The organism is Anaerolineales bacterium (assembly GCA_037382465.1).
Taxonomy (GTDB): Bacteria; Chloroflexota; Anaerolineae; order Anaerolineales; family E44-bin32; genus WVZH01.
This window is the reverse complement of the sequence record JARRPX010000005.1, coordinates 30,566-44,023: the sequence shown is the minus strand read 5'-3', so window position 1 is coordinate 44,023 and position 13,458 is coordinate 30,566. Positions and strand designations below refer to the sequence as shown.

The 13,458-nt window shown below is 53.4% G+C and carries 11 protein-coding genes; 1 reads left to right on the top strand and 10 read right to left on the bottom strand.

The features are described from left to right. Window positions 1-39: 39 nt before the first annotated feature. The gene (locus tag P8Z34_03130; protein ID MEJ2549658.1) at window positions 40-1,281 is read left to right on the top strand and encodes a response regulator; all 1,242 of its coding nucleotides are present in this window, start codon (window positions 40-42) and stop codon (window positions 1,279-1,281) included. On the opposite strand, the gene P8Z34_03125 is transcribed toward P8Z34_03130, so the two are convergent. From P8Z34_03125 to P8Z34_03080, 10 genes are all read right to left on the bottom strand, one after another. Continuing rightward, window positions 1,175-3,388: an ATP-binding protein gene (locus P8Z34_03125; GenBank protein ID MEJ2549657.1), complete on the bottom strand. Its 2,214-nt coding sequence runs from the start codon at window positions 3,386-3,388 to the stop codon at window positions 1,175-1,177. The two genes, P8Z34_03130 and P8Z34_03125, sit on opposite strands and share 107 nt — an antisense overlap. 442 nt (window positions 3,389-3,830) lie before the next feature. After that, entirely contained in the window at window positions 3,831-4,925 is a 1,095-nt protein-coding gene (locus tag P8Z34_03120; protein MEJ2549656.1) for a mannose-1-phosphate guanylyltransferase, read from the bottom strand. Beyond that, window positions 4,925-5,746, bottom strand: coding sequence for an adenylyltransferase/cytidyltransferase family protein (locus P8Z34_03115; protein MEJ2549655.1), 822 nt, complete (start codon window positions 5,744-5,746; stop codon window positions 4,925-4,927). The genes P8Z34_03120 and P8Z34_03115 overlap by 1 nt, the downstream gene beginning before the upstream one ends. Then, a complete protein-coding gene (locus P8Z34_03110; GenBank protein MEJ2549654.1) occupies window positions 5,739-6,371 on the bottom strand; it encodes a hypothetical protein in 633 nt (210 codons plus the stop codon). Before P8Z34_03110 ends, P8Z34_03115 begins: the two co-directional genes overlap by 8 nt. A gap of 208 nt (window positions 6,372-6,579) precedes the next feature. Further along, window positions 6,580-7,632 carry an NAD-dependent epimerase/dehydratase family protein gene (locus P8Z34_03105; protein MEJ2549653.1) on the bottom strand — a complete coding sequence of 351 codons (1,053 nt, stop codon included), beginning with the start codon at window positions 7,630-7,632 and terminating at the stop codon, window positions 6,580-6,582. A 349-nt stretch (window positions 7,633-7,981) separates the two neighbouring features. Further along, window positions 7,982-8,455, bottom strand: a complete 474-nt coding sequence (gene fucU, locus P8Z34_03100) for an L-fucose mutarotase (protein MEJ2549652.1) — start codon at window positions 8,453-8,455, stop codon at window positions 7,982-7,984. Between the two features lie 335 nt (window positions 8,456-8,790). After that, window positions 8,791-9,852 carry an ABC transporter substrate-binding protein gene (locus P8Z34_03095; protein MEJ2549651.1) on the bottom strand — a complete coding sequence of 354 codons (1,062 nt, stop codon included), beginning with the start codon at window positions 9,850-9,852 and terminating at the stop codon, window positions 8,791-8,793. A 138-nt stretch (window positions 9,853-9,990) separates the two neighbouring features. Continuing rightward, a complete protein-coding gene (locus tag P8Z34_03090) occupies window positions 9,991-11,001 on the bottom strand; it encodes an ABC transporter permease (protein ID MEJ2549650.1) in 1,011 nt (336 codons plus the stop codon). 225 nt (window positions 11,002-11,226) lie between these two features. Next, complete coding sequence (locus P8Z34_03085) at window positions 11,227-12,021, bottom strand: ATP-binding cassette domain-containing protein (GenBank protein ID MEJ2549649.1); 795 nt, start codon at window positions 12,019-12,021, stop codon at window positions 11,227-11,229. A gap of 245 nt (window positions 12,022-12,266) precedes the next feature. Continuing rightward, entirely contained in the window at window positions 12,267-13,280 is a 1,014-nt protein-coding gene (locus P8Z34_03080; GenBank protein ID MEJ2549648.1) for a LacI family DNA-binding transcriptional regulator, read from the bottom strand. Window positions 13,281-13,458 lie beyond the last annotated feature (178 nt).

Genomic DNA, 13,458 nt, shown 5'->3' with positions numbered 1-13,458 from the left:
TGCTATACGCCAGGTTCGTGCCAGAGTAGCGCCACGCTAATGAAATCCTCAGAATTCCAACATTCGATCAGAGACGCCCTGGAGCACTTGTACGACACCGCCTATCTGGAAGTACACCCGTTACTGACTCACATCGCCGGTGTAACCACAACACACCGCTCGACGCGCGCCCAAGAATTGAGGAGCCTGCTGAAGGAGTCGATTGAAGCACTCCGCCCGCCACAGGGCAAACCTTCCCGCTCGCCGGAATGGCGCAGTTACCTGGCTCTCCGCTACCGGTATGTGCAGGGCATGGTCTTAGGGCAAGTTGAAAGCGAATTGAGTCTGAGCCGGCGCCAACTTCAGCGTGAAATCCAAAAGGGACTGGAAGCGCTGGCCTCAATTGTGTGGGCACGTCATGGCTTAGAGACAGAAGCTGCGCCCCCGGCGGAATCGGCGTCTGCCGTACCTGCACCGGATCTGGAAAACGAGTTGAAACAGTGGGAACTTTCCCGACAAGCTTGTGACGTACATACATTGGTGAATGATACTTTGAGCTTGCTTAAAGCTGCCCGGGAAGAAGGGCAGGCCGATGTGCACGTTGATCTGCCGAATTCGTTGGCCTTGGTTTATGTGGATACGACGCTCTCCCGGCAAGCTTTACTCATGACGATGCGCTTGCTCATACAACATACTCGCAGCGCCATATCCCTGACCGCCGTCCAGCAAGAAAAATTCATCGAGATACAGCTGCTTTGCAAATCGGCTGATGCTGCCCGTCCCGCGGATGACGCATGGGAAGCTCCACGCCTGCTGATTCAGCGGCAAGGGGGATCTTTATCCGTGGAAAGCGGGGAAAATAAGGATTGGAAGGTAAACATCCGCCTGCCGATGGCCGATCAGACCCGCGTGCTGGTCATCGATGATAATCCGGCCATCCTGCAGTTATTTGAAAGATACCTGACGCCCCGGCATTTCGAAGTAATTATGGCCAACGGCGGGGAAGAGGTGCTGGAGCTCGTAATCGAAACCCGCCCCGCGGTGATCATACTCGATGTAATGATGCCCAATCTGGATGGCTGGCAGGTATTACGTAGTTTGAAAGATAACCCAGCCACGGCCGCCACGCCAATTATTATCTGTTCGGTGCTCAAGGAGCCCAAACTGGCCTTGTCGCTGGGAGCGCACGCTTATCTCAAGAAACCGGTGGAACGATTGACGTTGCTGGCACAGGTTGAACAGCTGATAAAGCCGGGAGCCCCCGCAGAGGCAATGCCCCCACCAGAATATCCAGATATTTGACCATTTCCGCCACCGACGCTTTTTCAGACCGGACCAGCCGTAAATCCAAGCCTCCTTCCGGCATCTGCGTGTCGGGGTATTCGCTTCCAAGCACGATCACGGGGATGTCGGCTAATTCGGGTTGACTCTGGATCTCCTGCAACATCGTCAGGTTGGTGACTTCCGCCATCAGCCAATCCAACAGCACCAGGTCAATCTTCTCGCGCCGCAGGAGTGCCAAAGCCTCCGTCTCGTCCCAGGCCTTGAGGATGCGGTAAGAGCCGCCAACTTGCAGCATACGGCTGACCAATTCCACCAAGGCCGGATCTTCAGCAACAATGAGCACACTGCGCATTGGTTGTCCTATTTCGGCGATGGCCTCGAGCAATCGCTCTCGCGTGATGGGTTTGATCAGAAATTCTCGGATACCCAGCGCTTGCGCATTATGCATTTGATTGGGCAGCCGAACCAGTATGACGGGTAAATCCGGTGATACGGAGAAGTCTGGCACGTCGCCAGCTGCGTCCTGGTGATCGATAATGAGCGCGGTGGGGTGATACTGCTCAGTCAACTCGGTCAGGCCTGTCGGACGATCAACTTTGACTACCTCGCACTGGTTCAAGTGGCGTCGCACGATGTTAAGCAGCATTGGGTCAGGTTCAACCATCAACACAGTTTTATGACCCGGCAAGGCCGCCGGACTTTTATCTAATTTTCTCTGTTCCCGCACCGGCTGCATTTGATCGAGTGTCGGCAGGGTAAAATAAAACGTCGATCCCTGGTCCGGTTGACTCTCCAGCCACATCCGCCCGTGATGCAGTTCAACCAGGCGTTTGCTAAGAGGGACACCTAAACCTGAACCTTCCTGTTTGCGGCGGATGGAACTGTCCACCTGGCCAAATTCATCAAAGACCTTATCGACGTCTTCCGGCGCTATTCCAATGCCGGTATCGGCCACCGCCACTTGTACGGCGTGCCCCGTCAGTTGAGCGGTGATGGTGACACCGCCGGTGGTCGTAAACCGGCTGGCGTTGGTCAAAAGGTTAATCAACACTTGACGAATACGTGTGGCGTCGATACGCAACAACGGCAAACCTGGCATAACCTGGACCTGCAGGTACAGATTCTTGACATGGAAGATGTCCTGTACCACGGCCACAGCTTCTTCAATGACCGTCTCGATCGCGGTTTCCTCAATGGTTATCCCCAATCGGTGCATATCCAGCGCCGTCAGGTCGAGGATATCGTCGATGAGCGATAACAGGTGGCGACTGCTCTGGTAGATTTGATCGACATCGCCGCGCAGCGTGGGAGACCAAGTGACGCCGGCGTAGGTTTCCGGTGCGTTGGCCATCGTTTCGCTGAAACCAATAATGATGTTCAAGGGTGTGCGTAGTTCGTGGCTGATATTGGCAGCAAATTCTGTCTTGAGCCGGCGTGCCTCCTCGGCAGCGCTGTGGGCTTCTATCAACGCGTAGTTCATTTTTTCAATACGCTGGTATGCTTCTTCCAGCTGTTTGAGCGTTCGAGCCAGCGACGCACGTTCGTCGCGCAACTGTTCAAGGAGATGATGTGCCTGTTTGTATGCCGTGCGCATCCAATTCAATGCGGTCAGAAGCTGGCGCGCACTCAACCATATGGTGAATGCGGTCAAATAGATAAGAATGTTCGGCGTGATGCTTTCGGAATAATCAAGCCAACCGGCGCCATGCAGGCGGGCAACGCTTGCGGCCGTAATCGCGGCTATCGTAGCTACGACAAAGACGCTTAAATTCGATTCGAGCAGACCGGCTACAATCACCACAAGCGGAAAATAATATTGCGCCAGGCTGTCCGGGTAGAATATTTTCAGGGAGACAATCGCGCCCATGAGGGTCAGAATGATGCAAACGAGCGCCCTCCGCAGGTGAGCGGCGCGCAACCTGGCTCCCGCCATGGCGCCCACGGCCAGCATAGCGGACACCCAAAAATAGCCTATTTGATGGTAATGTAAGGAAGCCCACAGAAAAGGCCAACTAACCAATCCCATTGCCACGGCAATGGATAAAACCATGCCGCGCCGGAATTCATCTAATTCCTCAGAGGTGGAAGTAGCCGAGATGCGTTGCCAGAAAGTCTTTATCCTCATATTCAGCTTCCTCCCGGTCGCCTTTCAGGGAAGTACCACATTTTGGAATTCCTTCTCAAGCGGATGAGCTTGTTAGCTCGATTAACCGAAACCTATCATCCTGCCCGCCAATTGGATGACTGCCTGACCAGCCTGGATGGGCAATACATCGGCCAGAATAACGTTCATTCGTCAATTTCAATTCTAATTAGAATTCAAGTAAGGCTTCCACAAAGATCTGAGCCGTGATAGTTTACTGGAGGTTTTTCGAAGGTGTATCGACGCTATACAAAGAAATATCCGATTCCATGCAGCGGTGTAATTCTTCCAGGTCAGCGGGGACGAATTGCGGTGGCGTAATTCTACCGGATCAACGGGGTTGATGCGCTGCGGCACTCTCCTATCGACCCAGGCAATGTACGCGCCGCCATACGCTGCCCGCAGCTTAATCATGGTTATCCTCCTAAATCCAAGAGATTTGCCCGGCCCTCTTCAGATTTTTGACGATGAGGCGCACGTCCTGCACGTCGTCCCTCGAACAAACAAGCAGCGCATCTTCCGTGTCGACAATCACCAGGTTTTCCACCCCGATTGTCGCGATCAGACGCTCATTGCCCATCACCAACGTGTTACGCGTATTGATGGTTTCATGAGGCCCGACAAGCACATTTCCCAGCGAATCGCAAGGCATCAACTCGAAAAGACTCGACCAGCTTCCGACATCGATCCAGCCGATCTGGGTGGGAATCACCGCCACATTTCGCGCCCCTTCCATGACGCCATAGTCGATGGTTTGTTCAGCAACTTGCGGCCAAACTCGCCCGATGACTGTCGTATATTCCTCAGGATCTTGCAATGAGGCTTCGACCTGCATAAGTTGGGTATAAAAATCCGGCATTTGTCGACGTAATTCATCCAGCAAACATTTCACACGCCAGGTGAACATCCCACTGTTCCAGAGGAATTTTCCACTGGCCGCCATCCGAACCGCATCTTCGACGTCCGGCTTTTCGACGAACCGCTGCACTCGAAAAACCGGCTGATCCGATTCAAGCGGGAGGCTTTCCCCTTTCTCGATGTAACCATATCCGCTGGAAGCGAAGGTGGGTATGATCCCAAACGTCACCAAATAATCGGACCTCGCGGCGATTTGCGCGCCCGCCAGCAACTTACGAAAGGGTGCTGCATCGGCGATGAAGTGGTCTGCGGTCATCACGGCCATTATCGCCTCCGGGTCGCGCCTTTGCAGGTGAATGGCTGCCAGACCCAAAGCCGGTGCCGTCCCGCGGCCTTCCGGTTCCACGATGAAATTTTCGGCAGGCAATTCGGGGGATTGATCCCGCAACAAGGGGACAAGGTCCGACTTGGTAACCACCAAAATTTCAGCCGGAGAGAACAACGGCTGCAGGCGATCTACCGCTTGCTGGAAAAGCGTCCTCTCTCCAAACAGCTTCAACGATTGCTTCGGACGGTTGCGGCGGCTCATCGGCCACAGCCGCGTCCCACTCCCCCCCGCCATAATGACTGCATAAAACACACCGGCGTTCTGCCTGCTCATTAGAAACCCCTCAGATTCGTGCTGCTCCGCCGAGGTAAGCCGGGTTTCGGCTCCCGCTTGAGGACCACGTATTCCAATCCATGCTGCCTGCAAAACTCTCTTTTCTCAGGTTGATCCCCATCCTCGTTGACGATGTAGATATCCGGCTGGATGCGTTCGATCTCCGGCTCGGCGTCCATCCATCCCGCGCCGGTGGAGATCAGGGCTTGCGTGACAAATCGAACGGATTGCACGACGTAGCGCCGCTCCTCCTGAGAAAACAGAGGGTGCTCCTTTCCTTTAAGTAGACGCAGATTGCTGTCGTTTCCGACCACCACGTAAAGATCTCCATAATCTGACGCCTCCTCGAAAAAGCGAACATGGCCGGAATGGAACCAATCAAAGCAGCCGGTGACCACAACTTTCTTTCTCCCGGGAGGCTTGCGTGGTATTGGGAGATATGGAAATCCCGCCAAGTCGCTGTCCTTGATGACGCTGTATTGAATGTCATGCCTATCGCAAAATGCACGCCGAGGCTCCAGGTCATCTTTCTCGCGCACCGCCCAAATATCAGGCCGGACCTCATTCTGCAGAGGAAGGTCAAGCCGTCCCTCGTCTTCTTCCGCGATCGTCACGGAAGATACATAACGGTTGTTTGCCAGTAGGTATTGACGCTCCTCTACTGTGAATTTCATCGATCCGCGGGGCACAGCTTCGTCGGGTTCGTCCACCCACAGCAGCACGTGGACACTCCCCAGCTTGGCTGCCTCCTCTAAAAAACGGATAGCCGGTGATTGCATGCCGAAAAAACTGCCGCTAACGAAGACGGTCTTTTCACTCATCTCGAGGCGTAATCCGAATCTTGACTTTTAAGGTTCCGGGGATGTTCTCTTCCGATACTACGTACAGATACCCGCCACCGCATCCGGAATACATCGCTCCCTCGTATTGCGTCTGGTAGCGTGTCAAGAGAGATTTCAAATCAACAGTGATTTCAGGATGAGTAACGGTATGCGGCAGAATGGTCTCCCAGCATTGCATGCATTCATTCATCGAAGCGCCAAGCCCGATAACATCGCGTGCCAGGATCGCGTCAAAGCAATCTCGTCCGGTCTTTCCCAAACGGGCTATCCATTCGGGGGATAGATTCTTTACACCCAACGGATTGTAATGGGCCGACCTCATGGCTACCGGAATCAGATGGAGTACATCTTCCAGCCAGCTTGCAACAACAGGATCGTTGTTCGATTCCACGTGAACGGGAAAAATACCTCCCTCGTAGGCGAAGTCATAATCCAGCCGGCTGATCCCAGGATAAAGCAAACCCGCCATATCCTGCGAACCGGATGGCTCCGGCTTGTCCTTATTTTCCTCGGCATACAGCTCACGCACCAATTCCGCAGGAGCCCGATCGGGAATAACACCATTCCACAGACGCTTCGCCACTTCGCGCGTGCTGGTCGCCATCCCACAGCGATCCATGAAACGAATAGTAGGTTCTATCGATACTACAACCATCGACCCCGGTGGTTCCGGGTTGAATTGCGAAACGAAAGGTTGATCGATCCAGCCTCCCGCGAAAGCCATTCGATAGGGGATTTTACCGATGACATCAGTGTTCTCATTCGTCCGTGATGTAGTCATATGACTTTCCTGATGTAAGAAGGTAAAGGGCCTAGTAGACTTCTTCGACGGTATGCCGGCCGGCTTTACGGTCTTGGAATTGCGTCTCGATCCAGGCATACGTTTTACGAAGACCTTCACGGAATGGCGTGGTGGGTTCCCAGTTTAACACTTCCTTTATAAACGTGTTATCGCTATTACGTCCGGCCACGCCGCGCGGCGCATCCAGGTCATATTTGCGCTCCAGCTTGACGCCGCCGATTTCCTCTGCCAGGCTTACGAGCTCGTTAATGGAGAGCAATTCGCTGGAGCCGAGATTGATCGGCGTCGCGATCAGGCGGTCGCAATGCATGATCATGTCGATCCCCTCCACACAGTCGTCAATGTACATGAAACTGCGTGTCTGCGTCCCGTCTCCCCAGATGACGATCTCGTTCTTCCCGGATTCCTTCGCCTCGATCACCTTCCTGCAGATGGCGGCCGGCGCTTTCTCGCGCCCACCGTCCCACGTTCCGAAAGGCCCATACACATTGTGGAAGCGGGCGATGGCGGTATTCAAGCCGCGCTCCGCCGTATATTCCTGGCAGAACATCTCCGACATCAACTTTTCCCATCCATAGCCCCGTTCCGCCATCGCCGGATAGGCATCGGATTCTTTTAGTGCACGCACATGTGGATCCTGCTGCAGCTGCGTGTTGTAGGCGCATGCCGAAGAGGAAAAGAAATAGCGATTCACCCCTGCGCGATAAGCCGCCTCCAGGAGATGCGTATTGATCAGGATGCTGCGCAAACATTCCACGCGAAAATGCTCGATAAATCCCATCCCGCCCATGTCCGCCGCCAGATTGAAAACCTCGACGGCGCCTTCCACTGCGCGGATACAATTTTGCTTTTCTCGCAAATCCATCGAGAGGCATTCCACGCCGGGCACCCTCTGAAACCAGTACGGCAGCGGCTTTCGATCGATGGCCCGGATGCGCGTAAAACCCTGGTCATGAAAATGGCGAGTCAACGCGCCGGCAATAAACCCCCCGGCTCCGGTTATGACGATAAGAGCATCCTTCTCGAGAACATCGAGCGCTGTTTTGTTTTTGGTTTTGTTCATCATGACTCCTTGTAAAGTGCTACTACTACAACAGGACTACATTTCAATATCCAGACGTGGCTGTTTCGACAAGTCTCGCGTTGGCAGCGCGTCTGCTTCCAATTACTCTCGAAACCTTCCTGGTCAAATTACCATCCATTTTCAACAACTTTCTCACTGCCGCCGGCCCCTACTCAATTCCTCCGGTGTTCCATTTAATTAATCTGTGATCGCGACGCTGGCAACTGCGGGTGAGGTGCAATCGCCATGGAATCGACTTCGCTTCCTTTCCACGCGCCTGGCGCATCGCTGCCAGACCACCCATGATCTGTAAGGGGATACCCGGCTGGTTCCTATCCTCTAAAACAGCTTACTTATGACTATCACCTATTGGCCATATTCCCTCATTATCAATAATGGGAGTCACTCCTTTCTTCAAAATGATGTTGCCATATTTTGCCGTCTCGCCGGTCATGAGGACGGCAAATGCTTGTTTCGCCCTGTCGTAAAACTCAAAACGATCAATGCGTTGAATAGGCGGTGTGTTGGGCCAGTATTTGTCGATGATCAGCCGATATGAAACCTCCACGGCCGGATCTGCCTGATCGCCTGCAACCACCGCCATCATGATTAGTGGGCTTTCGACATAGGTATCCAGAATAAAAAGGGGCAGGATTGCATCCAATAAATCCGCGATCTTCAAACCATCTGCGCGCAACACACGTTGACCACAAGTCTCACCTGGAAAGTGCGCATCGGCGAGCACGATTTCATCCCCATGTCCCATGCGGTACAAGACTGCCAGTAAATCAGGAGAAATCAAAGGGGATATTCCAATCAACATAACCAGCCTCTCCTTTACTCAACCAAGCTAACTGCTCTGCGAAGCGTGCCCCTTTCGGTTGGACCAGATACGTAGAACTATACTTGTTCGTACTCGACTCGAGGCCACTATCTTCCTCACATCATTGCCCATAGCGCAATAGGAAACCGTTAGCGTCATAAGTTGCAACAATTCTTACCATCGTCAAGGCATGCCGTCCTGTGTTCTTGGACTTCCCACCCAGACTATTCTCTCGTCGCCGACTGAAATGCAACCATCTTTGACCGCCCTGCCAACCAGGCATGGACGGCCTGTGTTTTCAGGCACAGACCGTCCACGATAGACCTAATTGGCAACTAGTAGAGCACGTTCTGAGCATCCTGAGAATCGATGTTGTCCTTGTCGACCATGATGAAGCCAGTGTCGACATAGTGGTCAACCGTCTCGCCTTCAAAGGCAACGGCATAGGCAGTCATGACGCCCAAGTAGCCCATGTTATAGGAGCTTTGAACGGCAATGGCCTGCAGCGTGTCGTTTCTGACCATTTCTGCCAGGACACTATTGCCATCGAAGCCAATCGCGGCAATCGTCCCTGCAAGGCCTGCTTGCTCGATCGCGCGGCCCATACCAATGGCGGTCGGCTCGTTGGCGCCGAAGATACCCACCAGATCTGGGTTTGCTTGCAGCACATTCGTCGTCTGGTCGAGTGCGGTGGGCATGTCGGCGTTGGAGTACTGAGTCGTGACGACCTCCAGATTCGAGTTCGCCGCGATGTAATCCTTGAAGCCACCCACGCGGCCAATCTCGGAGCCCACGCCGGCAACGTAAGACATAACGGCAATATTGCCGCTATCGCCGCCCGTGTTGGCCTTTACTTCCTCGATCAGCCTCTTGGCACAAGCTTCTCCTGCTGCATAGTTGTCGGTCGCAAGGAATGATACGTAGTTATCTTCCGGGCCTTCGAGCAGCGAGTCGATGATGACCACAGGAATGCCGGCAGCCTTTGCCTTCTCTACCACCGGGATGAGAGCCTGGGTATCTGAGGGCGCAAGCACGATCGCCTTCACGCCGCGATCGATTGCGCTCTCGACGATGTTGATCTGCTCGTTGATGTTGCTCTCTGACTGGGCTCCAAGGAAGGTGACCGAGAGCTTGGGAGTCTTATCCTGAAGCTCGTTCTGGGCGTCCATTGCCCCAGTCTGCACATTCTGCCAGAAGCTGGAGTTGCCCGTCTTGACGATGACCGCAATCTCCCCACCCTCTTCTACCACTGCAGCGGGGGCGGAGGTTACTTCGACGATCTTCGTCACCTCAACTTCTCTCTCGATGACTTCCGCAGTCGCCGGAGCGCCGCAGCTTGCCAAGGCGAGAGAAATGACCATGAGAAGGCTTGTTAGAGCGAACAGTTTCTTATTCATATTATCTCTTCTCCTTCGAAATAGTCGGTTCATAGAACGGATCGTAGTAGCGTTGCCGAATTTTCATCAGTATGAAGCGAGCACCTCCTCTCGAGACATGAACAAAGTGGGGAGTCCGATATCGCGATCCTTCGTCTCTCACTTTCGGTTTCTGAGTCGGTCGACTGTTACTGCGCCGATAACCACGAGCCCGATAACGATCTGCTGCATGAAATAATTTGCACCCTGCATCGTGAGTCCCACGGTTAATATGCCGATGATGAAAGAACCGATCACCGTCCCTGCTACTGTGCCTACGCCACCCATGAGGCTTGTGCCGCCGATGACGGCGGCAGCAATGGCGTTCATCTCGTAGCCAATTGCGCTGTTGGGTTGGGATGTGATCATGCGGGAGGCGAGGATGATGCCGACCAATGCCGTAAGCAGGCCGCAGAAAATGTAATTGATGATTTTAACCTGATGGATCTTGATCCCGGCGAGCCGTGCCGCCTCTTCGTTCGACCCCACGGCGTAGGTGTACCTTCCGAGCCGCGTTTTCGCGAGAATGAAATGAAAGACGAACGCCACTGCGATCATGATCAACAGCGGGTAGGATAGACCCGGGAATTCCGGTCCGGTCCCCAGAATGGTGCCGTTGCCCAACTCACCGAACCCTTCAGGCGCCGGCTTTGCATTTGCATTCGTAATCGTAAGCGCAACCCCTCTGGCAACCATCATCATGCCGAGCGTTGCGATGAACGGAGGCAGCTTCATTTTGGTGATCATCAGTCCGTTGATGAGACCGCTCACGACTCCGACAAGCAGCCCGACGATCATGCTGAGCCAGATGGGGACTCCTTCAAGGGCAACCATCACGGCGATGGTGCCGGACAGGGCAACGATCGATCCGATAGAGAGATCGATACCGCCCGTGATGATCGTGAAGGTCACACCGATACCCATGAGGGTGATCGTGCTGGTTTGCAAGGCAAGCGTGAGAATGCTTCGGACGGTAAAGAAGTTCCTGGCCGTTATTGAGAAGATAGTAAACAACACAGCAACTGCAAATAAGCGAATGAACCTGTCCACAGCCAAGCCGCGATTCACGGCTGCCTCCCCGGCGCGAACTGCATCATCCCTGCTAATTTGTTCCGTTAATATCTCGCTCATGGCTGCTCTTTCCTTTTGTTTGGCCCTTTATCAGTCGCCGCTACGCCGACTCTCACTAACGAGGCCGGTCCGGTGGCAGGATTGAGTACTTCAATCGGCGTCGTTTCAACACGGCCGCGAACCGTCGTTAGATCTCCCGTGAGAAGAACCGCAGAGCAATACATCATGCCAAACGTCTCCAGCGCGTTTGAGGAGATCATGAAAGCACCCTTTCCTTCACGCGCATCAATCAACTTCTGCCTCGGGAAAATCATTTCGGGCGCCAACGATGTAAGCGACCACCCGCTCGCGGAAATCATGAATGTCACCAGAGACGGGATAATCGCAGACTTTGCGCCCGTGACGCAGCACCACCATTCGCTCACTCACCCGATATATGTCCTCCAGGCGGTGGCTGATGATGATGATCGAACAACCCTGCGTCTTGAGCTCCCGCACCAGATCGAGCACCTTGTCAATAGCCGCCACACTCAAAGCCGCCGTAGGCTCATCCATGATGATGACCTTGGCGTTGAACGCCGTCGCCCGGGCAATGGCCACAGCTTGACGCTGGCCACCTGAAAGTCGTTCCACACCCAAGCGTACGGAGGAGATGTCAATCTTGAGACGATCGAGCAGGCGCTGCGTCTCTTCTTCTATATGACGCTGGTCGATCACGCCAAACAAACCCATTTGTACGGACATCTCTTCCCGTCCAAGAAAAACATTGGCTGCCACACTCAGGTGGTTGACCAGGGCCAAATCCTGGTAAACCATCTCGATCCCCATTTGGCGCGCATCCAACGGATTGTTAAAATGCACTTTCTTACCTTCGATGAAGATTTCTCCACCGTCAGGGATGTAGGCGCCACTGAGAACTTTCATCAATGTGGATTTACCCGCGGCGTTGTCGCCCACCAACCCCAACACCTCATTCTCGTGCAGTGTCAGATCTACGCCGCGCAGCGCCCGGACGGCAGCGAAGCTCTTCTTGATATGCCGCATTTCCACAATGGGCGTGGCTTCTGTTTTGGGTTTCATCGCAATCTCCTTGAGTTTCGAGCTACAAAACTCTCTTGCCGACAAGGAAATGAATCACTCCACCAACGACACGAAAGCTGACCGTTCAATACTGACAAGGGCCGGCAGTGTAAAAATGGAATCCCCGGGATGGAATTGTCGCTGCTTTGTTGCGCCATCAACACCTAGCCTCTTCCCAGATTACGAGATCGAAGAGCAATGTGGTAACGTTACCACAACGAGATAAAAATATACGCTTCCCAGTGTCACCTGCTTCTATTCCAGATTGGGCCAGCCGATTCGCGTTCGATGATTTCGGTAGGCAATACCAAGTTTTGACATTCTCCAGTAATTTCACCTGAAATACGTTTCAGCAACATTTCAGTCGCCATTTGCCCCATCTCGTAGGCTGGCTGATAAGCAATGGTTAAAAAAGGCGCCAGGAGCATCGATTCGGGAAAATCATCAAATGCGACAACAGAGACGTCGCCAGGCACATCGAACTCGAGATCACGCAAAGCTTTAATAATCCCAATCGCAATATAGTTGTTGGCACCAAATATGGCCGTCGGCTTTGGCGAATGCATCATCACCTGCCTGGTGAATTTGTAGCCACTCTCCTGGTTGAACATCCCATAATGAACTTGCTCGTATTCCGCCAAGCTCGATTCGACCAATGCTCGCCGATAGCCAGCTACACGGTCGACTGAAGTTGAAACATCTTTGGGTCCGGTAATTGTAGCGATCCGTTTGTGCCCCAGTCCGATGAGCAACTCGATCAATCGACAGGCGCCATTTTCCGAGTCAGAGCGTACACAATCGATTTTGACGCCCGAAACGCGGCGATCGAGCGCCACAACGTTGATGTCGTTCGAGAGCAAGAACTTGATCGTCTTTACATTCCCACACGAAGGAACCAATAGCACGCCGTCTACCTGCCGCTGGGCCAATAGATTGGCATATTTTTCTTCCTTTGCTTCAGATTCATCCGTATTGCAATAAACGACCGTATAGTCGGAGATCCCCGCCGCGTCCTCAACCCCTCTGGCCATCAAAGTAAAGTATGGGTTGGTGATATCCGTGACGACCAGCGCCAGAGTCTTCGTCTGTTTCGAGCGGAGTCCGCGAGCCAGCGTGTTGGGAACATATCCCAACTCCTTGACCGCTGCTTCGACACGCTCCCGAGTAGCTTGGCTGACATAGCCCGAGTTATTGATCACCCGAGAAACCGTGATCGGTGCGACACCTGCACGCTTGGCTACATCAAGAACTGTTGGCATCTCTTCGCTTTTGTAGGTTTGTCGTAAATGGCGAGAATATGATAACGTTATCAGGGTAACGTTACCAGATCATTTCATATTATTTTGCGTTTGTCAAGAGAATCACACTGAGAACCGGGCGTTCGAGATTTCGTACAAGGGGAAAAACTTGTAGGGTGGAAAACTAAATGCGCACCAA